A 23,987-nucleotide genomic window follows, 5' to 3' on the forward strand; every position below is an offset into this window, starting at 1 on the left:
GAAGGAGCGTTTCTCATGATTTTGAATCGCAGTCAAATCGCACGTGAAAAAGTCGAACAATTAAAGCTCGGTGTTACCGCTTTTACTGAAACGGAAGAAATCGCTGAGAAGATTCGCAAATCTGTCGCTGAACTTCAACTGAATGTCATTGAAGATCACACAGATCGTGGCGTTTGGTTCATTCCGCAAGACGAAACAAAAACGCAATAAGCGTAAAAAGGCTGTTCGCTTCGCTTCCTCAATGAGAGGAGTGAGACCGAGCAGCCTTTTTCCATTTAAAACTGGAAGTTAGCAGCGACCTCGTCCAGACGACGGATGACACGTTCGACCTCACTCAACTGTCCAATCGTTGCACCAGACGCCATCGGATGTCCACCACCATTGAATTCTTTTGCTACTTCATTGATGACGGGACCCTTCGAACGAATTCGGACGCGAACCTCCGTGTCCGTTTCAAGGAACAATGCCCAACACTTCATGCCTTTTAAACCGGCAAAACTATTGACGAGCAACGATGCTTGCTCAACCGTCGCCCCAAACTGCTTCAACGAATCTTGTGTCAATACGACATAACCGACACCTTGATCCGTCAATTGAATATGTTGAAGGACATATCCTTGTAAATGAAGCGCCGCAAGTTCTGTTTCGTACATATTGCGATACAACCAGTCCGTATCGATTCCTGCATCAATCAATTGCGCTGCGACTTCAAATGTTCGTTTCGTCGTGCCACGGAATTGGAAACGTCCCGTATCACCAACGATCCCAGCGTAGAATTGAATGGCAGCTGATGCTGGAATGTCGTATCCCCATTCGTTCAATAAATGAACGAGCAGTTCCGATGTCGAACTCATCGTCGTATCGACGAGTTGTACTGGTGCGTATGGATCTTCATCCGGATGATGGTCGATTTTAATGACGTCTTTTCCTGTCATTGCGACCTTCCCGTCAATCCGCGCTTGATTCGCTGTATCCAGAATCACGACTAACGCCTCTTTGTATAGTTCATCGTCTACTTGATCGAGCTCTCCCATGAATGACAATGATGTCGCCATCTCTCCGGCCGTTAATACCGTTTTGCAAGGGAATTGATGTTGTAACGTCAATTGCAAACCGAATTGACTACCGAGTGCATCGGGATCTGGACGTTCATGACGATGAATGATGATCGTATCTGCCGCTTCAATCATTTGTTTGATTTGCTCTTTCACTGTGCACAGCTCCTCTAATCTTGATATGATATGAGATGAAGACAAAAAGGAGGTCCTTTTAACATGCAATTCATCCTCATCGCCCTCATCGTTTTCTCGCTTGGTGGGTATTTGTTAGCAAAACGCCGCGCGTTCCATACGAAAAGCACGAACCGAAAATACTTGTTCAATACGCAAGCGAGCATTTGGTTGAGCTTGTTCGTCATCCTATTCGCCGTCAACCAGTTCGTTTCCGGAAACGGATTAACGACACTCGTCGGGAAAATCGTTTGTTCCATTTTAATCATCGTTGGTGTTGCTTCATTCATCGCCGGATTCATCCGTTACAAAAAGATTTATCCGTATGTCGTCCGCGAGATGGAGCAATCCTGAGCTAGATTCAGAGGAACCGAAGTCCATTGACTTCGGTTCTTTTTGATTCATTTAACGATCGATGAGTTGGGATGTCACGAGTGCCTTCGCAACGATTTGTGTGCCTTGATACATCTCGACATCGACTTTCCCGAATTTTCGACCGACGTCAAAGACATTCGCCCGGATCGTTACCGTGCTCTCGATTTGAACAGGTTTAATGAAATAGATGCTGACGTTCTCGATGACAAGGTCACCTTTTTTCATATGGCGCAACATTCGCGTCGCTCCTTCGACTAGAAGCGTCGTCAACACCCCACTCGAAGCAGTCCCCATGAAGTTCGTCATTTGCGGCGAGACCTCAAGCGATAAGTACGGTCCCCGTTCGTCCTCTGCCGCCTTGATCTGTCCTGTAATTAGATCGTCGAACGTCTCTCCGACTTGTGGCTGACGATTCGCGAGTTGCAGTGCCTTGAGGACGTCTTGACGGCTAATGATCCCGAGTAATCGACCGTACTGATCGATGACTGGCAGCATCTCGATTCCTTCCCAGACCATCTGATGCGCAGAATTCGTAACACTCGTTCGAATACCGACCGTGATCGGATGACGGGTCATGACTTTTTCAACAGCCCAGTCATGTGGACGGTCAATGATGTCCTTCGCTGTCACGACACCGACGACCTTCATTTGTTCATCGATGACGGGATAACGGTTGTGTTTCGTCTGCTCATTCAACTCGTGCCAGCGTGAAATCGGATCCGTCGTCTGTAAATAGAACGTATCATGCAACGGAATTAAAATATCCGAAACGAGTAAAATCTCCTTTTTGATCAATCGATCATAAATCGCTCGGTTGATCATCGTCGCCACCGTGAACGTATCGTAGGATGTCGAAATGATCGGTAACTCCATCTCATCCGCTAATCGTTTTGCATCCTCCGTCGTATCAAAGCCACCGGTAATCAATACAGCAGCTCCTGCTTCAAGCACGAGTTCATGTGCTTTTTCGCGGTTTCCGATGATGACGAGACTATCGACATCGATATAGCGCATCATGGCTTCGAGCTTCATTGCACCAATGACGAATTTCGTCAGCGTCTTGTGTAATCCATTTCGACCACCGAGCACCTGACCGTCAACGATGTTCACGACTTCCGCGAATGTCAGCTTCTCGATATTTTCTTTTTGTTTCTTTTTAATCCGAATCGTTCCGACTCGCTCAATCGTCGAGACGAACCCTAAATTTTCTGCTTCCTTGATGGCGCGATAAGCCGTCCCCTCGGATACGGTCAAATCCTTCGCGATTTGTCGGACGGAAATCTTTGTTCCGACATCAAGATCTTCGATATGTCGAATGATCTGTTCGTGTTTCGTAGGCATACTGTATCCCTTCTTTTCCTTTTTTCTACTCTCCTGTCATTATACTGTACTACTCTAAAGATGAAAACGTGTACTAGTCTGATTTACGATAAATGTTTTTCGAACCGGACGATGATATACTTATGTAGAAAATGAGTAGAGAGGTGGAATCATATATGAGCGAACGTACGAACCAAATCAGTGAATTCCTGAAAGAACAAGGAATCGACTTAGCCGTCGTCACTTCGAAGGCAAATGTCTTTTATTTCTCAGGAGTCTACGCTGAACCCCACGAACGTGTCATGGCGGTCCTCGTCGATGTAACCGGCAAACATGTATTATTCTGTCCGGCACTCGAAGCAAGTATCGTTGCAGCGAGTCCTTGGAAAGGAGACGTCGTGACGTATGAGGATCACGAAAACCCGTTTGATCGATTAGCAGAATTATTCGCGACATTCGAGCACTCGAATAACCGAATCGGTATCGAAGGGGAACACATGACGTTCAGTCGCTATCAGGAACTAAGCTCACGTCTCGAGAACGCAGCCATTCTGGATATCGGTGAGTCTTTACAAGCGCTTCGTCTGAAGAAAACACCGGAAGAAATCGCTATTCTTCAAGAAGCAGCCGCACTTGCGGACGAAGCAATCGAAATCGGTAAACAAGCGATCCGCCCAGGGATCACGGAAATCGAACTCATTGCAGAAATCGAATATGAAATGAAGAAAAAAGGTGTCCGTGAGATGTCATTTGATACGCTTGTCCTATTTGGTGCAAACAGTGCTGATCCGCACGGTGTACCCGGCGACCGTGTCATCCAAGAAGGCGATTTCGTCTTATTTGACCTCGGCGTCGTTTGGAAAGGCTACTGTTCCGATATTACACGGACCTTCATTTATGGCGAAGCGAACGAAGAACAGAAAAAGATCTATGAAACGGTTCGCCAAGCACTTGAAGCCGCGACAGAAGCGAGTCAGATCGGCACGACACTCGGTTCATTAGATAAGGCAGCCCGTGACGTTATTACAAACGCTGGCTACGGACAGTACTTCACGCACCGTGTCGGTCACGGACTCGGAATCGAGGTTCATGAATTCCCATCTCTCGCGTCAAACAATCTACTGACGGCTGAAGCTGGTATCGTCTACACACTCGAACCAGGCATTTATGTTCCAGGTGTCGGTGGCGTCCGTATCGAGGATGATATTCATCTCACTGCGGAAGGTCCAGTTGCGTTAACTCGCACACCCAAACATCTTCAATCCATTCCGTCATCTTAACTCAAGACAAACACCTAATCCATCGCTCGGATTAGGTGTTTCTGATTATAGACAAAATGTCTGACTAAAAAATATCTCGTCTTTTCATGCCCTTCCCTCAGGCGAGACACAAGCCAGTTTTCCCGCTTCATTCAAGCAGGAAAACGGGTCTTGTTTGTCTCTGACAGCGCAAAATTGCGCTTTTTCCTGTAGGAGTGGCGTGTGACGCGTCATTCTTTTTATACCGAAGGATTTGAGGAACGTTTTGTTCACTCGACATCGCTTCCTAGGGAAAACAAGCAAGAACGACCCTGCAACGAAGCGAAGCGGCGCGATGCTTGTCCCAGGAAAACGATGCGAGACGAACAAAAAAGCGCAATCCTTCTCGTTAGAGAAAAATTGCACCTTATCTTCAGTTTCAAACATCTAATCCATTGCTTGGATTAGATGTTTTTGCTTATTTACGGGATTGATGGACGACATTGACGCCACCTGTAACATCGAGGATTGCTCCCGTGATCATACTTGATTCTTCTGCCAACAAGAAGGAAATCGCGCGAGCGATATCTTCTCCGACACCCGTTCTTCCGACCGGCGTCGCCTCATCTTGCTCCGCTTCAGAAATCAACTTCGTCTTATTGTCACCGACGATGTTTCCTGGGTTGACCATGTTGACCGTGATGCCGTGCTCTGCCTCTTCAAGCGCTACACTCTTCGTCAAACTCACCATCCCGCTTTTAGCAGCAGCGAACGCTGCCCGGCATACCCACCCTGGCGCTGTTGCACTCTCTGGAAAGCCATACGTAATGATTCGACCATAGGCTTGCTTACGCATGACGGGTAATACTTGACGTAATAGCCAAAAACTAGCTGTCAGATTCCCAGTGATCACTTCATTCCATTCCTGATCAGTGTAATCCACTAATGCTTTTCGTTCGAATATATAAGGTCCTGCATTAAGTATCAACGCATCAATCCGACCATGCTCGTTGATTGCTTGTTGGGTTGCGCGTTCCAATTCTTCTTGATTCGTCACATCCGCTTGAATCGTCATGAGATTCGGATGTGTAAATTCGGGTTCGGAACGATGAAACGCCGTCACTTTCCAACCTTCTTCCAGTAACTGGCGCGTCACTCGTTCTCCCAGTCCTTTTGTACCTGCTGTAATTAACGCGTGCCTCATCTTGGCATCGCCCCCTTTCACTGACTCCATCTTACGACGGAAAGGAAAGGAAGAACAATTTTTAGAACTCACTGAATGTTTCGTCCGCTCCCAGTAAGAGAATGGTATAATTAGGGTGTACTCATCATATCGATTACGAAGGGATGGATTCATCATGGCAATCGTCTATCATAATGTACTCGTAGCAGTAGATGGCTCAAAAGAGGCAGAACGTGCCTTCGAGACGGCAATCGATGTTTCATTGCGAAATGATGCAAAATTGATCATCGCACACGTCATTGATACACGGACATTCGCAACAGTTGAAGCCTATGACCGCACCATCACGGAACGTGCCGAATCTTACGCGAAGGAATTGCTAGACGAATACGTCAAGACCGCTCAAGATCGCGGTGTACAGGAAGTCGAAGTAGCGATTGAATACGGCTCACCGAAAGTAACGATCGCTAAAAAGCTTGCCCCTAATCACGATGCCGATTTAATCATCTGTGGCGCAACTGGTTTAAACGCTGTCGAGCGTTTCTTCATCGGTAGTGTCTCTGAAAGCATTACGCGTTACGCAAAATGCGACGTCTTGATCGTCCGTTTATGAATCACTCTTCTACAAAAAGCCTTTCTTCCTTCATTTCAAAGGAAGAAAGGCTTTTTGACGACCTATTTAAATAAAAAAACCATCGAACCAATGTCCGATGGTTTAAAATCATTTGTATTTTACTGTAACCGTACGACGACCCCAGTTGAAAGCTTCTGAACGAGAGTAGTAAAGGATATCCATCTTCTTCCCTTTGATGGCACCGCCAGTATCAGCAGCTGTATACGTCCCTTTTAATTTCCCTTTGTAATACACTTTCACTGTCGAACGAAGTGGAATGACACGTGGATCAACCGCTACGACTTTCTTTTTCGAGCTTTTAATGTTCCAACCGATTGCTGTCAGATTACCACTACCTGGATCATACGGTGTGTAAGCTGTTGCGCTTACGTTCGTGATTGTTTTCCAACCACCTGTCGATTGTTTTTTCGAACTGCTTGATGTCACGACTTTCGAGTAGCTTGCGCTAAGGTAAGCTGTTTTACCTTTGTAACTTACTTTATACCAGTTACCTGTTTTTGCTTTGTACGATAACGTTTGGTTCTTATATAGAAGACCGAGCTTTTTCGAAGAAGTAGTAGCTTTCTGACGAATGACTAGGCTATCGACTGTTGACTTGACGCTTTTCTTAGTTGCAGCCTCTGCTTGAAGACCTGCAAACGAACTGAGTGCTAACACGACCGTTAAAACACTTGCGAGCATCCGTTTCATCATGTATTTTCTCCTCCATCATTGTTTCGTGTTTGTTAACTGAGATTAATATACATGACAAAACGAGGGAGTGCCGTTACATATAGACCACAAAAATATGTCTGTACTATTACTTTTATGTTACAAACGACTCATTTTTTTAAGAAATCGACCTTTTTTGGGTTTATTTTTACAAAGATGACCTTTCATTTTTCGTTATATGACAAACAACGTAACAATGGATCGTACGTTCGTATATTTTCTTTCGTAGATTTCATTAAAAAAAGGACTGAATCGTTGGAATAACGACTCAGTCCTTTTGAAATGATTATGCGTTTTGAGCAACTAATCCACCAACACGAACCGTGTCGCGTGCAATCATCAATTCCTCATTCGTTGGAATGATGATGACTTTAACTGGTGAGTGTGGGTAGTTAATGAAGAGTTCTTCTCCACGAGCTCCGTTGTTGAGTGATGGATCCCAGTAAACGCCCATGAATTCAAGACCACGTAAGACACGCTCACGGATTGAATCTGAGTTTTCTCCGACACCGGCTGTGAAGATGATCGCATCGACACCGTTCATCTCAGCAGCGTATTGCCCGATGTAACCGTGGATACGGTTCGCGAAGATACGGAGTGCCATCTCTGAACGATGGTTTCCTTCTTTAGCAGCCGTTTGGACATCACGCAAGTCACTTGAAAGACCTGAGAGACCGTAGATTCCAGACTCTTTGTTCATGACGTTCAAGACGTCTTCTGCTGTTTTCCCTGTTTTCTCCATCAAGAATGGAATCAACGCTGGGTCAAGTGAACCAGAACGTGTTCCCATCGTGATCCCTTCAAGCGGTGTGAAGCCCATCGTCGTATCGATTGATTCGCCACCTGAAACTGCTGCGATTGATGCTCCGCTACCTAAGTGACACGAGATCAAACGGAGGTCTTTTAACGGACGACCGAGTAATTCAGATGCACGTTCCGTAACGTATTTGTGACTCGTACCGTGGAAACCATATTTACGGATACCGTATTCTGTATAGTAATCATACGGCAAGCTGTAAAGAAAGTTTTCTTCTGGCATCGTTTGGTGGAACGCCGTATCGAAGACTGCCACTTGTGGTACTTCCGGAAGCAATGCTTGGAATGCCCGGATTCCGATCAAGTTTGGTGGAATGTGAAGTGGTCCGAGCTCTGTGTACGACTCGATATCGTGCATGACTTCATCTGTAATCAATACAGAGTCTGCATATTTTTCTTTACCATGAAGCACACGGTGTCCAACACCTTTAATCTCATCGTAAGACGAGATGATTCCGAACTCCATTAATTTTTCGAGTGACAACTCGACTGCTTCTTTATGTGTTGCAAGTGGGAGGACATCTGTATACTTTTGTCCTTCACCATATTTAATCGTAAAGATTGCATCGTCTTTACCGACGCGTTCAACGAGTCCGACTGCGATCATCGTTTCGTTCGGCATTTCGAGCAATTGGAACTTCAAAGACGAACTACCTGCGTTTACCGCCATAATTTTTGCCATGATTTTTCCCCTTTTCCATTTGAATCCAATGAACATTCACATCTGTTTAGGTTTTCTTCTATTTCTGTTCTACAACTAGAATAGTCAAATTAACGACAGATTTCAATCACTTTGCGTAATTCATTTTAATTCTGTGTTAATCCATTCATCAATCTGTTTCACCATACCACCAAACGCGCGGGCATCTGTGAACGATGGCAACTCAGCAAGCAATGCTTGTTTCGGCATCTTCATACCGGCTAAATGATTACGGACGACCAAATAACTTTTTGCCGCCTGTTCTTGTTTGAACATCGTGAGCGGCAACTGCAAAATACCGATGACATGCGCTTTTGATTCGAAGTATTGTTTCAACTTGCCTTCCGTATCATGCTGGAACAGACCGTTCGGAATAACGAAGACACCAAATCCACCTGGTTTGACGTATTGCATCGCTTGTTCAATCAACAAGAAATGACTATAGCTCATGCCTTCGTCTCGTTTCAAGATGTAAGAAGCGGCAGCCTCTTCATCCGGATAATAACCGACAGGAAGATCAGCCATCGCAAGATCAACTGGATCCAACAATAATGGACGTAACGCATCTTGATGGGTATACGTGACTGGATAGTCGAGTAATTCCGTTACCGCTGCCGATAAACGAATCAATGTCTCATCCACCTCGACCGCCTCAGCGGATGTACCTGTCGAAAGCTGACTTAAGACGGCATGCAACATGCCACCTGTCCCACTCCCCAACTCAAGTAGCCGGATGTCCTCCTTACCTACCAATTTCCCGATTAGATAACCAGCAAACAAAGCGACACTGTCTGGCGTCGGCAAATGGTTCGGTTGTGCTTGTTTCATCCCTTCTAGAATAGCAAGCGATACTGCCTTACGAATGACTTCTTTGTCTACATTTTCAGTATGACGATCGTTCAATCGATCAATCACCGTCGTCAACGCTTCTAAATAGGGCATATCAAGATCACGTTCGATTTGTTTTGTTTGACGTGTTAATTCCTTATATAACTTTTCTAACGGTTCCATGTACGTCATCCTCTCCAAAACGAAACGGCCCCCCGTAGAGCGGGAGCCGTTTCTATCATTAGTTCCATTGTAACGCTTCAGCGGCGTTTGTAAACCATTCTTACTTCGCTTCACGTGCTGCAGCGAGTGCTGCTTCGAAATTGACTTCGTCTGTTGATTCTTCAAGATATTCAACGTACGTAATCTCGTTGTTTGAATCAAGAACGAAAACAGAACGGGCAAGCAGGCGTAATTCTTCGATGGCTACGCCATACTGTGTACCGAATGAAAGATCACGGTGATCAGACAACGTCACGACTTGATCGAGACCGCTTGATGCGCACCAGCGACGTTGTGCGAATGGAAGATCGTTTGAGACCGTCATGACCGTCACACCTTCGATTGTTGCTGCTTCTTCATTGAATTTACGTGTCTGTGCATCACAAACGCCTGTATCGATTGATGGGACGACGCTGATGATCCGGACACCTTGATATGTATCACGTGTTACCGGTGATAAGTCATTAGCTAACACTTGAAAGTCAGGAGCTGTTTGTCCGACTTGAACCGCCGTACCTTGAAGTGTGATTGGATTTCCTTTAAACGTTGCCATTATGAATTCCCCTTTTCCCCTGAATGGATATACTGTATTTTCTATTTAACTATAGGAATGATCCGCGAAGATGGCAAGCATTCTGCCATAATTGATGGACTTCAGTACCCGTCTTTCCAAAAAACAGGTATAATGAAAGAGTTCATGAAACGCTTTCAAGGGGGAATTGACCATGGCTCGAAATAATGTCTACCTGTACTACCGAAATACACAAAGACACGAGACGCAGGTGCGAAAGTTGATTGATGTCGGTACACGATACGGACTGAACGTCGTCCAAGATCACCGACAAGCAAACATCATCGTCTCGATTGGTGGAGATGGGGCTTTCTTGCAAGCGGCACGCTTCACAGGTTTCCGTGATGATGCGATCTATGTTGGATTCGCTGAAGGACCAAACTCGTTCTACTGTGATTTTGATATCAATGATCTTTCTGCGGTCGAAGCCATCTTTAAAGAGACAGGCAACCGTGTCTCGGATGGTGAAATCGAAGTACGTCGTTATCCACTGCTCGAAGCATCCATCAACGGTGGACCACCGATGCTCTGTCTGAATGAATGTTCCGTGAAGTCGAGCATCATCAAATCACTTGCGATCGAAGTCTATATCGACGACTTCCTGTTTGAGACATTCCGTGGGGATGGAATGGTCATCTCAACACCGACGGGTTCTACGGCTTATAATAAGTCACTCTCTGGTGCGATCGTCGATCCGTTGATCCATTGTCTTCAAGTCAGCGAAATTGCTTCCGTCAACAACAACCGGTACCGGACACTCGGTTCTGCTTTCCTATTAAACCGTGGACGGAAACTTTCGTTACGCATCATCGAGGACGGAAACGACTATCCGATCATCGGGATGGATAACGAAGCACTCAGTCTCACACGAACAGATTCAGTCGATATCCAGCTTTCTGAAAAAGAACTGAAAACCGTCAAATTGACGAACAATACATTTTGGCATAAGATTCAACGCTCGTTCTTATGACAATAAAAAAATCTGCCTCCTCGGGGCAGATTTTTTTATTGCGTCTCCCGTTACGTCACCCTTTATACTCCAATCAAAGGAGGTACACAAATGATGTATTCCACTCAGGAAATCGCCAAACTGACCGGCGTCACAAAACGAACACTCTATCATTATGAGACGATCGGTCTCCTCGTGCCAAAGCGCACCGATGCTGGTCACCGAAGTTACAGCAGGGAGGATCTTTTACGTTTACAACAAATCCTGCTCTACCGTTCTCTTGATTTCCCACTGTCAGAAATCCAAAGATTACTCACGCAATCTGATCCCAATCATCATACGACACTGAAAAAGCAGATTGCACTCCTTCAAGAAAAAGCTTCGCATTATCAAATGCTTGCTCGACTCGCTGAACAGACATTACTCACCTTAAAAGGAGGACTCCCGATGAAAGACGAACAATTATTCCGCGGTTTGCGCCACGAAGAAATCGTTACGCATGAAAAGCAACATGCAGATGAAGTCCAGCAACACTACGGTGACACTGACGCCTATCGAATCAGTGCAAAAAGACAACAACAACGAACACCGAAAGAGAAAGAACAACTGAGCAGCATGCATAAGCAACTCGATCAGCGCTTGACGACCCTTTACCGCGACGGGCACGCGACGACGGATCCGGACGTTCAACAAGTCGTCAAAGAACAACATGATTTCATCGATACGTACTATTACCCGTGCGCATTATCTCTCTTTGCCTCACTCGGTCAGATGTATGTGTCTGACGAACGATTTCGTGCCTATTACGATGCGTATGCACCCGGACTTTCGACGTTCTATTCGGAAGCTATTTCACACTATGCGCAAACATCACACTAACGCGGCTTCCGCCTGATAAACGGTTTTTCCAGCTTGGACTGTCTCGACCAAACGGTTATTCAAGATGGCTTCCCCACGCAAGCGATAGAAGTCTTCTTCAAAGATGACGAAGTCGGCATCATAGCCTGGTAAGAGCAATCCTTTTCGACCGTGTGTTTCCGTCGCGAGATGTGGATTTTTCGTAAAGAGCAACAAGGCTTCAAACATCGATAACGTCTCGTTCGTCTTATTGACACGCCCTGCCATTCCTTCCGTCGCTGCATAAAGCGACCGCCGGACATCGGGGTCAGAGATCGGTGCATCTGCTCCGCCGCACAATAGTGCGCCGGTCTCAGCTAACGAACGTAAGCGATAACTCCAGTCTAAGCGGTTCAAGCCGAGTCGATCGACGATGAAGTCGGCGTCATCCAATAAAAAGACTGGTTGAACATCAATCAAGACCGGTAATTTCCGAATTCGCGCAAGCGTTTCTGGTCGGACGACCGTCGCATGAATGATGCGATCTCGTTTTCCTTTTGGTGCCGGGTACTTCTCGAGCACCTGTACGAACCGCTCGATCGCTAAATCACCGATGACGTGTGCCGCGACTGTGAATCCGTAACTACGTGCGCGTTTGACGAGTTGTTCGAGTTGTTCTGGCGTATGCACTTCGATGCCGCGTGTCGTCGGATCATCGGAATAACCACGACCGAGAAGAGCTGTTCGTCCTCCGAGCGCGCCATCGACGAACAGTTTCATCGCACCGATTGACATCGTTGACGGTAAAGTAGGTTGTTGTTGCACGAACTCATCGATGACAAGATGATGCACGAGCAGATGCGTATGGAAGCCTGTCTCTTGCGTCACTTCCTTATAAGCTTGCAAAATGTCCGCGACATCCCCGTGATACGACAAGTCTTCTGTGTGTGCCGCAATGATGCCATATTGGTATAAGTTCTTAATCGCTGATCGAAGGGACGCTTTATTCCGCTCCAAGTTTCCAGCTTGTAACGCATATAAAGGTTCAAGCGCCGCATCGTACAAGAATCCGTCAGCTTCTCCATTATCCGATAAACCGACCTTTCCACCTTCGATGACAGTCGACGCTTTATATCCGAGCTGTTGGAATAAGACATCGTTGACAAGTGCTGTATGCCGGTCTGTTCGTTTCAACAAGGCAGGTGCGTCAGGGAACAACTGATTGAGCCACGCCTTCGTCGGTGCACGATCAAGCTTCGTTTCGTCATAGCCTTCTGCCACATGGATTCCATTGACTGGTTCCGCCTTGAGAAAAGCTTGTCCTAACGCTTCAAGCGTCGTATAACGCGAGGCATCGACACGATTGATCGCTTCCCCGTAACCGATCAGATGAATATGCGCATCTGTAAAGGCTGGATATACAGCTTTTCCGTTCAAATCGTAAATCTGATCAATACGTCTACCGAAACGGCGGCGTAGCTTTCCTTCCTCCCCCATCGCGATGATCCGCGTTTTCTCGACGAACATCGCTGAATGGACATCCTCTTCGTGTGCCATCGTTCGAATCAATCCGTTTACGTATAGTGTTCCCATTCCACTCACTCCTCTTTTTACAAAAATAGGGTGACCATGACGGTCACCCTGAATTGTCGATCCTGATTTAAACGTGCAATGTTTCTTCTGGTGCACACGACCGTTTAATACGTTCGATCGCGGCCGGATCGTATTCATTTAGGACACGTTCCGCTAAGACAATCGTTCGTTCATAGTCTCCCGCTAAGAACTTCGTTTCCGCGATCGTCAGCGACATATGTATCTCGTTGTCGTGGCGACGGTACCGGTTCGCATACTGGACGAGCCGTTCGGCATACGTGACTTCGAACACTAATGTATCTAACCGTTCTTGCACATGTTTAAACGTTTCTTGGACGTCTTGACTTTGTGCGACGATCGATCGAACGTTAAACGGTAACTCTTCGAGCCGTGTTTCAAGCGTCTGCAGTGAACGATTCGCATTTCGGAGCGCTTCTTCCACCTCAGCCGGTAAGTTCGGTAATCCGAGTCGTTTCAGACGGAGGCGTGTCTGCGACAGCTGATGACGCCATTCGACGATTCGTTCGCGAACTTCCGTCTCTTCTTTTCGAAGTGCCTGGAGTTCGACCGTAAAGCGTTCGTACTGAATCATCAACTGTTCTTCGAGGCGAATCGCATCGCGCATCTGATCTTCGAGCATACTGAACGGGATGATTTTTCCGGCAATCGACTCATCAAGATCTTTCGCTGCTTCAAAGAGCAGCTCTTCGTCACGCTGAATCGTTTCATAGTGAATCCCTAAATCTGCTGAGATTTCATATTTTTCACGTAAGATACTGAACTCTTGTGCCAATTGATGAATCCGTTCACGCATCCGTAGCGCTTTTTGTTTCAAGAATTGGTTTTCTTTTTTCACTTGATGACGCGCATCGACCTCACGACGGAACGTATCATACATTTGATCCACATCGGCTGATAACTGTTGAATCGCCTCTTCCAAACCATCGACTTCTAGCATTTCGATTTTTTCAGAAAGGCTCAGGCGTTGTTCCTCGAACCGTTTGATCTCGGATTGGAGACCGAGTGGTTCAAGTGGATACCCATCTAACGACATTTCCTTATAGCCTGCTCCGAGCTGATCAATCCGTTGACGTAATTCATGAGCAAGAATCTTCCATTGTTTCGGTACAAGTTCGACGAGTTGACGCGTCGTTGCTACTTCTTGCTCGAGTAGCAAGCTTGTTTCATACGCCTTCGTCACTTCACCTGAAGCTTCGTACTGACACATCTCATTCCAGTGCGCATCGATTTGTTCACTTCGTTCTTCTAGACGCGCAAGCGCCGGACCAAATGAGTTCGCTTGAATCAATAATGATTTCCGAACTTGCCCTGAATCGGCTTCCCCTTGCGCTTTCAGTTCGGCTAGAACCGATTGATTCGTTTTGAACGTCGACATCTCGACGAGCATCTCATCGATCAACCCTTCGAGTTCTGCAATCAATTGTTCCGTTACTTCGAGGTCATTCTTGACGGCGATGAACCGATATTTATCGAGCGCTTCCTCTGCCCGGTAAAGGGTCTCATCGATTTGGGCGACGTGGACCGTTAATAACTCTTCCCACGCTTGATGCCAGGAGCTGAACTTCGTCTCCGTCTCACCCGCCATCGGTAGTTGCTTTAAGTCCTGCAACTCCTTTGGAATCGATGCACTGACGATGCCTTGTTTGCGCATATCAAGTTCATCGATTTTCGTGTAGTATTTTTTTCGACTGATCATGCTAAACAGCATGACGAGTAATACGATGACGATGACTCCGATCACCCATGCCCACATTTGTCACGACCTCCACTCTGTCCTACGACTTTAGATTTTCTCTAAATCGCAATAATCTTATCCTTATAATAGTATAGCGCAACCGTTTTGCATAGATTTACAAGGGCTTTTCCTGATTTCTTCCGCTGTTTTAAATCCTTTTTCCAAAAATCAATTGTTTGTCAGCTACGCGAAAACTCGTTAAACTAAAAAAAATACGCTTTTCACGGGAGGAATTTTTATTATGTTCGAAACAAAGACATATGAAGGTGACCGGACGAAACAATACGACATGCTCTCAAAACAACTCGATGCACTATTAATGGGAGAAGACAATCAAGTTGCAAACTTATCGAATGCGAGCGCGTTGCTCAACCAGTTCCTCGACCGTATCAACTGGGTCGGCTTCTATTTGACGGATACGGAGCAAAACCAACTCGTCCTCGGACCGTTCCAAGGACTTCCAGCATGCGTCCGTATTCCATTCGGTCGTGGTGTCTGCGGAACGTCCGCAGCAGAACAGACGACACAACGAATCGAAGATGTGCATCAGTTCCCAGGTCACATCGCATGTGACGCGGCTTCGAATTCAGAAATCGTCATTCCACTCGTCAAAGACGGACAAACGATCGGTGTCCTCGATATCGACAGCCCAGAATTCAACCGTTTCGACGAAGTCGATCAAGCTGGTCTAGAAGCATTCTGTACGACACTGCTTCGCCATCTGTAATTCTGATTGACAGTCGATTGTCCACACCGTATACTTGTAAAAGTGCAGAAATGATAACGATAGCGGTCAAATCGCTTACGTATCACATTTCATGACTCGGTGAATAACCGGAGGGGCATCGTGTAACTTTGCTATCAAGCGAGGGTGCCACATCATGAAATGGGCGTAATGTGGGTTTGATGGCGTTATTATTTTTATGCAAATAATAACGAACAATAAGGAGGAGTCTTATTATGGCTCGCTATACAGGTCCAGCTTGGAAACTCTCACGTCGTCTCGGTATCTCACTTACTGAAACAGGAAAAGAAATCGCAAAACGCCCTTACGCACCAGGTCAACACGGTAACAGCCGTCGTAAAGTATCTGAGTACGGTCTTCAACTTCAAGCGAAGCAAACACTTCGTCACATGTACGGAGTAAACGAACGCCAATTCAACCGTATCTTCAACGATGCTGGCAAAATGCCTGGTATCCACGGTGAGAACTTCATGTTCTTACTCGAAGCACGTCTTGATAACGTCGTTTACCGTATGGGTATGGCTCGTACACGTCGTGCTGCTCGTCAGCTCGTCAACCACGGTCACATCCAAGTTGATGGACAACGCGTTGATATCCCATCATTCCGCGTGAAACCAGGTCAAACGATCTCAGTTCGCGAAAAATCGAAGAACTTTGTCGTTATCAAAGAAGCACTCGAAGTTGCTCCAGCAACTAAAGACTTCGTTACTTTCGATGCTGAGAAGCTCGAAGGAACGTTCGTCCGTCTTCCTGAGCGTTCTGAATTGAACGATCAAATCCAAGAACAACTCGTCGTCGAGTACTACTCACGTTAATCGATTGTTCCAGCACTCACTTCGGTGGGTGCTTTTTTTATGCCTATGACTAAAATGTATACCTGGTCTTAAAAAAAGAGTGACGTCATTCATTCGTTTGTGTTAACCTTTAAATATACATAGTTAACACAAATAGAAAAGAGGACTTCATTCATGAAAACAAGAGATTTAACATTCATTGCCCTTGGTGCTGCCATCATCGCAGCCGTCAGCTCTTTGCCACAAATTCAACTTGTCGGCGCTGTTCCGATCACGCTCCAGATGCTCGCAATCATGACGGTCAGCGCGATTCTCGGTGGAAAACGTGGTGGACTCGCTGTCTTGATTTTCTTATTACTCGCAGCAGCTGGTCTACCGGTGCTTGGCGGAAAAGGCGGGCTAGCCCCATTCGTCGGACCAACCGTTGGTTATTTGATTGCCTTTCCGATTGCTGGATTCTTCATCGGTCTTGTTGCTGAAAAAACGCGTCGCTTCGTTCCCCTCTTCATCGGGATGATCGTCTTTGGTCTTGGTTTAGTCTACTTGCTTGGAACATTTGGTCTAATGGCTGTACTCGATCTATCGTTCAAAGATGCTTTTGCGATTAACTATCCTTTCGTCTTATGGGATACGATCAAAGCTGTCATTGCCACGACGATTGCCGTTCGCTTGTTGCCACTCCGTTTATTCCGAACAGCTTAAAAAAACGCTCTCTGCATCTAAGTGCAGGGAGCGTTTCGTATATCATCAAGCATGCTCGACGACGAAGTATTTTTTCTTTCCGCGACGTACGATCGTAAAGCGACCGATTGCATCAGCTTCCGTGATTTCTTTCGTTAAATCTTGCTCGCGTTCTCCGTTTAGGTAGATTGCACCGTTCGTGACGTCTTCACGTGCTTGACGTTTTGACGGACTGATCTTCGCCTCAACGAGAACGTCGACGAGGTTTGTCGCTTCACCGAGTGTAAAGCGTGGCATTCCTTTGAACGCATCTTCGATATCTTCGACTTGCAACGATTTAATATCTCCACTAAAGAGTGCCGTCGTAATACGTTGTGCTTGTGTCAGACCTTCTTCACCATGGACGAGAACGGTCATCTCTTCTGCAAGACGACGTTGCGCGACACGCTTCTCTGGTGCTGCCTTGACTTCTTCTGCGAGCGCGTCGAGTTCTTCGTGCGTTAAGAACGTGAAGTATTTTAAGAACTTGATGACGTCAAGATCGTCAACGTTGAACCAGAATTGGTAGAACTCGTACGGTGACGTTTTGTCAGCGTCTAGCCAAACCGCACCACCTGCTGTCTTACCGAATTTCTGACCGTCTGCTTTTGTAACAAGCGGTACCGTCAAACCGAATGCTTTTTCTTCATGACCCGCACGACGAATCAATTCCATCCCTGCTGTGATGTTCCCCCATTGGTCACTTCCTCCGACTTGAAGGCGGCACCCTTTGTCTTCGTAGAGTTTCAAAAAGTCAAACGATTGAAGTAACATGTATGAGAACTCAGTGAATGAGATCCCGTTTTGAAGGCGTGAGTCAACAGAATCTTTCGCAAGCATGTAACTGACCGGGAAGTGTTTTCCGATATCGCGTAAGAAATCGATGATCGTCAAATCTTTCGTCCAGTCCAAGTTATTGGCGATCGTGACCGGGTTTTCCCCTTCAAGCGGTAAGAAACGTGACAACTGGTCCTTAATCCGATTCGCGAACTCTTCGACGATATCCGATGTATTCAACGAACGTTCTGTTGCGCGACCACTCGGGTCTCCGATCATTCCCGTTGCTCCACCAACGAGACCTACGACATGGTGACCTGCTTGTTGGAATCGTTTTAAGACTAAGATCGGCAACAAGTGTCCGATATGCAATGAATCAGCTGTTGGATCAAAGCCTGTGTAAAGCGTCGTTGGTGTCTCGAGTAATGTCTTCAATCCTTCTTCATCCGTCATTTGGTTAATTAAACCGCGAAATTCTAAATCCTCTAATAACGTCATTGTGTTTCCTCCTAAAGTTCACTTTTAACAATAAAAAACCGCCCCTTCGTCTAAGACGAAGGGACGGAAGATTCCGTGGTACCACCCTGATTGCCCTTTACATAAAAGGACCACTTGGTTCGTCGATAACGGGACGGACCGCTTGATTTCTCAAGAAACTCCTGGAAGCGTAATTCGTAAGTTCACTGTGTCCTAGTTCGCAGCACCACTAGGTCTCTGTCACAGGGAGTGACTTACTACTGTATTCCGATCACTGTTTAACGTAGTATATGAAAATAAGATGGTTTCATGATACGTCGAAGACGAATCCGCTGTCAAGTCCGATTTCACTGGTGGATTTATGGTATAATACGTCTATCTGTGATTTAATATTAATTTACACCTAAGTTTAAGATGCAAAGGAGATCATTTATGCGCGAGAACTGGTTCAAGTTTTGGAATCACCCCCGGACGAAAGCCGTTCGGCACTGGTCGAATATCACATACGATGTTTCGTGGAACATCATTTTATTCCTCATCATAGCAGTCCTTCTCATCGGCAGCTTCTCTGTCGGAGCGGCTGGAGGATATTTCGCTTCCCTCGTCAAAGATACGAAAGCCCCACCTTTGACTGAGATGAAACAAGAAGTGAACAGTTATGCGGTGACAAGTCAAATTTATTGGGGAAGTGGCGAAAAGCTGACGAACATCTCAACGGATGAAGAACGTCAGCCGGTCGATATCAAGAACATCTCCCCTTATTTAATTGATGCGCTTCTATCAACGGAAGACGTAGATTTTTATCAACATGATGGAGTCGTTCCAAAAGCGACTTTACGAGCAGTCTTACAAGAATTGACGAATTCAGCGTCACGCACCGGCGGAAGTACGCTGACACAACAATTAATTAAAAACCAAATCCTTACGAACGAAGTTTCATTCGAACGGAAAGCAAAAGAGATCATCTTAGCGCTCCGCCTTGAAAATGCGATGTCAAAAGATGAAATTTTACAGGCATACTTGAATGTCGTCTCATTCGGACGAAATTCACTCGGGCGTAACATCGCTGGTATCGAAGCTGCTTCCCAAGGGGTCTTCAACAAATCAGCGAAAAAACTGACGTTACCACAAGCAGCTTTCCTCGCTGGTATTCCGAAAAACCCTTACTACTACACACCTTATCTACAAGGTGGTGTCGTCAAAAAAGACTTGACGCCAAGTGTCAATCGGATGAAGACCGTGTTGAAGCGGATGTATGTTGCAAAAAACATTACAAAAGAACAATATGAAAAAGCAATCAAACACGACATCACGAAAGACTTCGCGAAACAGTCGAAACGTTCGCGTGACACGTATCCGTATGTCTATGATTTAGCAGAACGTGAAGCGACGAAGATCATGACGAAGTACTTGATGAAACAAGATGGTGTGAAAGAAGACGAAGTCAAACCGTCTGAACTGGCAGAAGTCCGGGCAAACTATCAAGATCAAGCACTGGTTGCACTCCGTCAAGGTGGATACAAAGTTCACATGACGCTAGATAAAAAAATTCATGAATCGATGCAACAACCTGCGAAGAACAACGGGAACTTCCCTGGTGGCATGCAGTACAAACAAGTCGTCGATCCAAAAACGAAAAAAACCGTTTCGAAACAAGATCCAGAAGAAACAGCAGCAGTCATGGTTCAGAATGAGACGGGGCGTATCCTCGGATTCGTTGGTGGACGTTACCTTGATGGAAAAGCCGATGATTTTAACCGAGCATTCCAAGCGAAACGTCAAATCGGGTCAACGGCAAAACCAATTCTCGTCTACTCGAACGGGATTGAAAATCGTTTGATCACTCCGGCATCTACCGTCAATGATGAAGAGTACTACTACCAGACCGTACCACGTCAACCAGGTGATCGTCCGATCAAGAACGAAGGTGGACGTTATCGTGGAAACGTGACGGTTCGTACAGCACTTGAACTCTCATTAAACGTACCTGCCGTTAAGATTTACGAGAAGATGAACATGTCGAACTCGATTCAAAAACTCGTCGATATGGGTGTTGAAGTACCGGATGCGATTCGTTATGCTCCTTCGGCGGCACTCGGAACGATGGAGATTACACCGGTCGAACTTGCTGGTGCTTACGCGACACTCGCCAACTATGGTGAATTCGTGCAACCATACGTCATTTCGAAAATTACGAAAGACGGAAAAGATATCTATAAAGCAAAACCGAAGAAAAAACGAATTTATGAACCACGAACAGCTTACCTGACGCTTGATATGATGCGTGGCGTCTTCTCAAAAGGTACAGCAACGTTTGCAAAAGATCGATTGAACGTTCCTGGAGATTGGGCTGGTAAGACAGGTACGACGAACGATGTCAAAGACTCTTACCTTGTCGGTTCCACTCCTGGTGTGACGCTTGCCGTTTGGACAGGACACGATCAGAACAACTCGCTCATCGGTCCAACGACGTATTACCAACGAACACAAACGCTGTGGTCACAAATGGCGAATGCGACGTATGCCGCGAACAGTAGTTACTTCAAATCCGGTGCCCGCTTCACACAACCATCTTCTGTAACAGCAAACGACTTTAAGAACAGTGGTCGCTTCAAAGAAGAAGATAAGAAGAAAAAAGCGGAAGAGGCAAAGAAAAAAGCCGAAGCGAAGAAAAAGAAAGAAGCAGAAGAAAAGAAAAAAGAAGCAGACGCACAGAAAAAAGAAGAGCAACAGAAAGAACAAGATCAGGCGAAAGAAAAAGCAGAAGCTGATGCTAAGAAAAAAGCAGCCGACGACGCCAAGCGTGCTGCCGATGCAAAAGCAAAAGCCGAAGCAGAGGCAAAAAAGAAAGCGGAAGCGGACGCTAAGAAAAAAGAAGCTGATGCTAAGAAAAAAGAAGCGGACGCTAAGAAACAGCAAGAACAACAGAAGAAACAAGATGAAAAGAAAAACGATGCTGCTTCTGAAAACTAATAAAAAGGATGAATCACCTGCCACGGTGATTCATCCTTTTTTGTTTAATCTTCCATCGTCGACAGATCACCTGTTTCAAGATTCAACTCCCATGCTTTCAGGACACGGCGCATGATTTTACCACTTCGTGTCTTCGGCAATTTATCCCGGAAATCGATTTCTCTCGGTGCCGCGTGAGCAGCCAGCCCCTCTTTGACGAATGCTTGGATTTCTTGTTTTAGTTCATCCGTCGGCTCGTAACCATCACGCAAGGCAATGAACGCCTTGATGATTTCACCGCGGACTGGATCTGGTTTCCCGATGACACCGGCTTCTGCGACAGCTGGGTGCTCGACGAGACGACTTTCGACTTCGAACGGACCAACCCGTTCTCCAGCCGTCATGATGACATCATCGACACGTCCTTGGAACCAGAAGTAACCTTCGTCATCCATATAGGCAGAATCCCCTGAGACATACCATCCTTTAAAGAAATACGATTCATATTTCTGCGGATTGTTCCAAATTTGACGCATCATCGATGGCCATGGTGTTTTTAAAGCAAGGTTCCCCATTCGGAATGGCGGTAACTCATTTCCTTGATCATCAATGATCGCAGCCTGAGTTCCTGGAATCGGTTTCCCCATCGATCCCGGTTTGATGTCCATCGACTTGTAGTTACAAATCATCATCGCGCCTGTCTCCGTCATCCACCATGTATCATGAATCCGTTGATCAAAGGCTTCTTTCCCCCAACGAATGACTTCTGGGTTCAACGGTTCGCCGACAGACAATACATGACGAAGACTTGAGAGATCATGATGATTTGCAACATCCGCTCCCGCTCCCATCAACATCCGGAAAGCCGTTGGTGCGCTATACCAGACCGTTACCTTGTACTTCTCAATGACACTGTACCAGAAATCCGGATTGAAGCGTCCACCGACGACGATGTTCGTCGCGCCATTCAAGAATGGTGCGAAGATACCGTAACTTGTTCCTGTGACCCATCCCGGGTCAGCCGTACACCAGTAGATATCATCTTCTTGGAGATCAAGTACCCAGCGACCTGTCATCAAGTGCTGAATCATCGCATTTTGAACGTGGAGCACACCTTTCGGCTTCCCTGTCGATCCTGAAGTGTAGTGCAGGATCAATCCGTCTTCACGATCTAACCAGACCGGTTCGAATACATCGGATGCTTGCTCGAACGCTTTGCGGAAATCGAGTAATGTGTCCGATTCTTCGATATCTTCGTCGACAAGTACTACTTTTTCAAGTGATTCCAGTTCCCCAACTGGAACACGTGGGAGCAATGCCTTCGTCGTCACGAGTAACTTCGCTTCAGAATCAAGCAAGCGATCACGGACCGCTTGTTCCATGAATGCTTCAAATAACGGACCGACGATTGCGCCTACCTTCAGTGCGCCAAGCAAGGCAAAATACAATTCCGGTGAACGTGGCATGAAGATGAAAATACGGTCACCCATTTTGACCCCTGCATCGACTAATACGTTTGCCGCTTTATTCGTCAATCGTTTCATATCTGCATATGTGAATCGTTGTTCCGTCGTTCCATCGAAATAGATCAGCGCATCCTTGTTCGCCCGCTCGCCTTCTGCGTGGCGGTCGATTGCTTCATGAGCCATGTTGACTTTCCCCGTTGTCGCCCATGAAAAGTACTGCTCAGCATCTTTCCAGTCGTACGTGTTCGTTTCATCATACTCTGCTAACCAATGCTTCCCCGGAAGCGCTTTCAAAACTTTCATGTCTCGTTCCTCCCCTTCTATGTTTTCCTCTTTATTATAAGCTAGTTATCCGTCAGTTCAATCCATTTGCCGTCAATTTGTTAAAAAATCCCTCTCTTTGCTCAAGCGCTTTCGTCTATAATGAATAGGAAGGTGGTGACGCTTACATGTTTGAAAAACAATTCAATCATCGGACGCATGAAACATCACTCGGTCCTGTTGACATCGAAGGTCCCGTACCGAGTCAAACACTAGCAACGTATACACTCGATTCAGGGTTGACGGCTTTTCGTCCACCCGCTGAACAACATCAAGCACTCGTTGAGATTGCAGACCTTGAGGAAGGACGGATCATCGTCGCTCGTCAAGGAACGGAAATCATCGGTTATGTGACTTACTTATACCCTGATCCTTATGAAACGTGGAGCGAAGGAAACAATCCGTACATCTTGGAACTCGGAGCGATCGAAGTCTCCTCTCGGTTCCGCGGACAACAGATCGGTAAAAAATTGCTTGAAATCTCTATGCTCGATCCTGCTATGGAACACTATTTGATTTTAACGACTGAATATTATTGGCATTGGGACCTAAAAGGGAGCGGACTATCGGTCTGGGATTACCGAAAGATCATGGAGAAGATGATGAACCATGGTGGTCTTGTCTTCTTCCCGACCGACGATCCGGAAATCGCCTCCCATCCTGCCAACTGCCTGATGGCACGTATTGGAAAACACGTCTCACCTGAAGTCGTCGCTCATTTTGATGCGCTACGCTTGAGAAGACGCTTCATGTATGACTGAGCTCGAGGAGGA

Annotated in this window: 22 protein-coding genes and 1 other annotated feature; of the genes, 11 read left to right on the plus strand and 11 right to left on the minus strand. The window is 46.2% G+C overall.

Going from position 1 to position 23,987, the window contains the following annotated elements; genetic code table 11:
• Window positions 1-15: 15 nt before the first annotated feature.
• The gene (locus tag B3G15_RS10485; RefSeq protein WP_023469043.1) at window positions 16-210 is read left to right on the plus strand and encodes a hypothetical protein; all 195 of its coding nucleotides are present in this window, start codon (window positions 16-18) and stop codon (window positions 208-210) included.
• 65 nt (window positions 211-275) lie between these two features.
• Here the strand turns inward: B3G15_RS10485 and B3G15_RS10490 are convergent, their stop codons facing one another.
• A complete protein-coding gene (locus tag B3G15_RS10490; protein ID WP_290720706.1) occupies window positions 276-1,211 on the minus strand; it encodes a DHH family phosphoesterase in 936 nt (311 codons plus the stop codon).
• A 63-nt stretch (window positions 1,212-1,274) separates the two neighbouring features.
• Here B3G15_RS10490 and B3G15_RS10495 point away from each other — a divergent pair, with 63 nt between their 5' ends.
• On the plus strand, window positions 1,275-1,583 hold the full coding sequence (locus B3G15_RS10495) for a YtpI family protein (protein WP_023469045.1): 309 nt from the start codon (window positions 1,275-1,277) through the stop codon (window positions 1,581-1,583).
• A gap of 51 nt (window positions 1,584-1,634) precedes the next feature.
• Here B3G15_RS10495 and B3G15_RS10500 read toward each other — a convergent pair whose 3' ends face one another.
• A complete protein-coding gene (locus B3G15_RS10500; protein ID WP_023469046.1) occupies window positions 1,635-2,945 on the minus strand; it encodes a DRTGG domain-containing protein in 1,311 nt (436 codons plus the stop codon).
• Window positions 2,946-3,100: 155 nt separating this feature from the next.
• Between B3G15_RS10500 and B3G15_RS10505 the strand changes: the two genes are divergently transcribed.
• Complete coding sequence (locus tag B3G15_RS10505) at window positions 3,101-4,204, plus strand: M24 family metallopeptidase (RefSeq protein ID WP_064299506.1); 1,104 nt, start codon at window positions 3,101-3,103, stop codon at window positions 4,202-4,204.
• A gap of 436 nt (window positions 4,205-4,640) precedes the next feature.
• On the opposite strand, the gene B3G15_RS10510 is transcribed toward B3G15_RS10505, so the two are convergent.
• Window positions 4,641-5,366 (minus strand): SDR family oxidoreductase, encoded by a 726-nt coding sequence (locus tag B3G15_RS10510; protein ID WP_064299505.1) that lies wholly within the window; start codon window positions 5,364-5,366, stop codon window positions 4,641-4,643.
• A gap of 154 nt (window positions 5,367-5,520) precedes the next feature.
• Between B3G15_RS10510 and B3G15_RS10515 the strand changes: the two genes are divergently transcribed.
• On the plus strand, window positions 5,521-5,958 hold the full coding sequence (locus tag B3G15_RS10515; protein WP_029342342.1) for a universal stress protein: 438 nt from the start codon (window positions 5,521-5,523) through the stop codon (window positions 5,956-5,958).
• Between the two features lie 108 nt (window positions 5,959-6,066).
• On the opposite strand, the gene B3G15_RS10520 is transcribed toward B3G15_RS10515, so the two are convergent.
• The 4 genes from B3G15_RS10520 to tpx form a co-directional block, all read right to left on the minus strand.
• Window positions 6,067-6,672 carry a 3D domain-containing protein gene (locus B3G15_RS10520; RefSeq protein WP_050678579.1) on the minus strand — a complete coding sequence of 202 codons (606 nt, stop codon included), beginning with the start codon at window positions 6,670-6,672 and terminating at the stop codon, window positions 6,067-6,069.
• A gap of 304 nt (window positions 6,673-6,976) precedes the next feature.
• Entirely contained in the window at window positions 6,977-8,188 is a 1,212-nt protein-coding gene (locus B3G15_RS10525; protein ID WP_023469051.1) for an acetate kinase, read from the minus strand.
• Window positions 8,189-8,308: 120 nt separating this feature from the next.
• The gene (locus tag B3G15_RS10530; RefSeq protein ID WP_064299503.1) at window positions 8,309-9,217 is read right to left on the minus strand and encodes a class I SAM-dependent methyltransferase; all 909 of its coding nucleotides are present in this window, start codon (window positions 9,215-9,217) and stop codon (window positions 8,309-8,311) included.
• Window positions 9,218-9,317: 100 nt separating this feature from the next.
• Window positions 9,318-9,809, minus strand: coding sequence for a thiol peroxidase (gene tpx / locus B3G15_RS10535; protein ID WP_035396538.1), 492 nt, complete (start codon window positions 9,807-9,809; stop codon window positions 9,318-9,320).
• 172 nt (window positions 9,810-9,981) lie between these two features.
• Here tpx and B3G15_RS10540 point away from each other — a divergent pair, with 172 nt between their 5' ends.
• Together B3G15_RS10540 and B3G15_RS10545 are read left to right on the plus strand one after the other, a co-directional pair.
• On the plus strand, window positions 9,982-10,797 hold the full coding sequence (locus B3G15_RS10540) for an NAD kinase (protein WP_023469054.1): 816 nt from the start codon (window positions 9,982-9,984) through the stop codon (window positions 10,795-10,797).
• Window positions 10,798-10,887: 90 nt separating this feature from the next.
• Window positions 10,888-11,655, plus strand: a complete 768-nt coding sequence (locus B3G15_RS10545) for a MerR family transcriptional regulator (RefSeq protein ID WP_290720723.1) — start codon at window positions 10,888-10,890, stop codon at window positions 11,653-11,655.
• On the opposite strand, the gene B3G15_RS10550 is transcribed toward B3G15_RS10545, so the two are convergent.
• Complete coding sequence (locus B3G15_RS10550; RefSeq protein WP_290720725.1) at window positions 11,647-13,206, minus strand: amidohydrolase; 1,560 nt, start codon at window positions 13,204-13,206, stop codon at window positions 11,647-11,649. The two genes, B3G15_RS10545 and B3G15_RS10550, sit on opposite strands and share 9 nt — an antisense overlap.
• Before the next feature lie 67 nt (window positions 13,207-13,273).
• Window positions 13,274-14,980: a septation ring formation regulator EzrA gene (ezrA, locus tag B3G15_RS10555; protein WP_064299501.1), complete on the minus strand. Its 1,707-nt coding sequence runs from the start codon at window positions 14,978-14,980 to the stop codon at window positions 13,274-13,276.
• A gap of 223 nt (window positions 14,981-15,203) precedes the next feature.
• On the opposite strand from ezrA, the gene B3G15_RS10560 reads away from it, so the two are divergent.
• The 3 genes from B3G15_RS10560 to B3G15_RS10570 all read left to right on the plus strand — a co-directional run bounded on the left by B3G15_RS10560 (window position 15,204) and on the right by B3G15_RS10570 (window position 17,203).
• The gene (locus B3G15_RS10560; RefSeq protein ID WP_023469058.1) at window positions 15,204-15,689 is read left to right on the plus strand and encodes a GAF domain-containing protein; all 486 of its coding nucleotides are present in this window, start codon (window positions 15,204-15,206) and stop codon (window positions 15,687-15,689) included.
• 233 nt (window positions 15,690-15,922) lie between these two features.
• On the plus strand, window positions 15,923-16,522 hold the full coding sequence (gene rpsD / locus B3G15_RS10565) for a 30S ribosomal protein S4 (RefSeq protein ID WP_023469059.1): 600 nt from the start codon (window positions 15,923-15,925) through the stop codon (window positions 16,520-16,522).
• Between the two features lie 153 nt (window positions 16,523-16,675).
• Window positions 16,676-17,203 carry a biotin transporter BioY gene (locus B3G15_RS10570; RefSeq protein WP_023469060.1) on the plus strand — a complete coding sequence of 176 codons (528 nt, stop codon included), beginning with the start codon at window positions 16,676-16,678 and terminating at the stop codon, window positions 17,201-17,203.
• Window positions 17,204-17,248: 45 nt separating this feature from the next.
• On the opposite strand, the gene tyrS is transcribed toward B3G15_RS10570, so the two are convergent.
• Window positions 17,249-18,496, minus strand: a complete 1,248-nt coding sequence (gene tyrS, locus B3G15_RS10575; protein ID WP_029342350.1) for a tyrosine--tRNA ligase — start codon at window positions 18,494-18,496, stop codon at window positions 17,249-17,251.
• A 56-nt stretch (window positions 18,497-18,552) separates the two neighbouring features.
• Window positions 18,553-18,759: a binding site (T-box leader), on the minus strand.
• Between the two features lie 148 nt (window positions 18,760-18,907).
• Between tyrS and B3G15_RS10580 the strand changes: the two genes are divergently transcribed.
• Window positions 18,908-21,448: a transglycosylase domain-containing protein gene (locus tag B3G15_RS10580; protein WP_214858155.1), complete on the plus strand. Its 2,541-nt coding sequence runs from the start codon at window positions 18,908-18,910 to the stop codon at window positions 21,446-21,448.
• Between the two features lie 44 nt (window positions 21,449-21,492).
• On the opposite strand, the gene acsA is transcribed toward B3G15_RS10580, so the two are convergent.
• The gene (gene acsA, locus B3G15_RS10585; RefSeq protein ID WP_290720738.1) at window positions 21,493-23,196 is read right to left on the minus strand and encodes an acetate--CoA ligase; all 1,704 of its coding nucleotides are present in this window, start codon (window positions 23,194-23,196) and stop codon (window positions 21,493-21,495) included.
• A 146-nt stretch (window positions 23,197-23,342) separates the two neighbouring features.
• Between acsA and B3G15_RS10590 the strand changes: the two genes are divergently transcribed.
• Window positions 23,343-23,975, plus strand: coding sequence for a GNAT family N-acetyltransferase (locus tag B3G15_RS10590; protein WP_023469064.1), 633 nt, complete (start codon window positions 23,343-23,345; stop codon window positions 23,973-23,975).
• Window positions 23,976-23,987: the final 12 nt, after the last annotated feature.

It is taken from the genome of Exiguobacterium sp. UBA1053, assembly GCF_002316465.1.
Classification (GTDB): domain Bacteria; phylum Bacillota; class Bacilli; order Exiguobacteriales; family Exiguobacteriaceae; genus Exiguobacterium_A; species Exiguobacterium_A abrahamii.

Excerpts from the sequence above, each read along its gene's own strand:
- B3G15_RS10485 (WP_023469043.1), top strand. The coding sequence starts at position 16 with ATGATTTTGAATCGCAGTCAAATCGCACGTGAAAAAGTCGAACAATTA.
- B3G15_RS10495 (WP_023469045.1), top strand. The coding sequence starts at position 1,275 with ATGCAATTCATCCTCATCGCCCTCATCGTTTTCTCGCTTGGTGGGTAT.
- B3G15_RS10500 (WP_023469046.1), bottom strand. The coding sequence starts at position 2,945 with ATGCCTACGAAACACGAACAGATCATTCGACATATCGAAGATCTTGAT.
- B3G15_RS10505 (WP_064299506.1), top strand. The coding sequence starts at position 3,101 with ATGAGCGAACGTACGAACCAAATCAGTGAATTCCTGAAAGAACAAGGA.
- B3G15_RS10510 (WP_064299505.1), bottom strand. The coding sequence starts at position 5,366 with ATGAGGCACGCGTTAATTACAGCAGGTACAAAAGGACTGGGAGAACGA.
- B3G15_RS10515 (WP_029342342.1), top strand. The coding sequence starts at position 5,521 with ATGGCAATCGTCTATCATAATGTACTCGTAGCAGTAGATGGCTCAAAA.
- B3G15_RS10520 (WP_050678579.1), bottom strand. The coding sequence starts at position 6,672 with ATGATGAAACGGATGCTCGCAAGTGTTTTAACGGTCGTGTTAGCACTC.
- B3G15_RS10525 (WP_023469051.1), bottom strand. The coding sequence starts at position 8,188 with ATGGCAAAAATTATGGCGGTAAACGCAGGTAGTTCGTCTTTGAAGTTC.
- B3G15_RS10530 (WP_064299503.1), bottom strand. The coding sequence starts at position 9,217 with ATGGAACCGTTAGAAAAGTTATATAAGGAATTAACACGTCAAACAAAA.
- tpx (WP_035396538.1), bottom strand. The coding sequence starts at position 9,809 with ATGGCAACGTTTAAAGGAAATCCAATCACACTTCAAGGTACGGCGGTT.
- B3G15_RS10540 (WP_023469054.1), top strand. The coding sequence starts at position 9,982 with ATGGCTCGAAATAATGTCTACCTGTACTACCGAAATACACAAAGACAC.
- B3G15_RS10545 (WP_290720723.1), top strand. The coding sequence starts at position 10,888 with ATGATGTATTCCACTCAGGAAATCGCCAAACTGACCGGCGTCACAAAA.
- B3G15_RS10550 (WP_290720725.1), bottom strand. The coding sequence starts at position 13,206 with ATGGGAACACTATACGTAAACGGATTGATTCGAACGATGGCACACGAA.
- ezrA (WP_064299501.1), bottom strand. The coding sequence starts at position 14,980 with ATGTGGGCATGGGTGATCGGAGTCATCGTCATCGTATTACTCGTCATG.
- B3G15_RS10560 (WP_023469058.1), top strand. The coding sequence starts at position 15,204 with ATGTTCGAAACAAAGACATATGAAGGTGACCGGACGAAACAATACGAC.
- rpsD (WP_023469059.1), top strand. The coding sequence starts at position 15,923 with ATGGCTCGCTATACAGGTCCAGCTTGGAAACTCTCACGTCGTCTCGGT.
- B3G15_RS10570 (WP_023469060.1), top strand. The coding sequence starts at position 16,676 with ATGAAAACAAGAGATTTAACATTCATTGCCCTTGGTGCTGCCATCATC.
- tyrS (WP_029342350.1), bottom strand. The coding sequence starts at position 18,496 with ATGACGTTATTAGAGGATTTAGAATTTCGCGGTTTAATTAACCAAATG.
- B3G15_RS10580 (WP_214858155.1), top strand. The coding sequence starts at position 18,908 with ATGCGCGAGAACTGGTTCAAGTTTTGGAATCACCCCCGGACGAAAGCC.
- acsA (WP_290720738.1), bottom strand. The coding sequence starts at position 23,196 with ATGAAAGTTTTGAAAGCGCTTCCGGGGAAGCATTGGTTAGCAGAGTAT.
- B3G15_RS10590 (WP_023469064.1), top strand. The coding sequence starts at position 23,343 with ATGTTTGAAAAACAATTCAATCATCGGACGCATGAAACATCACTCGGT.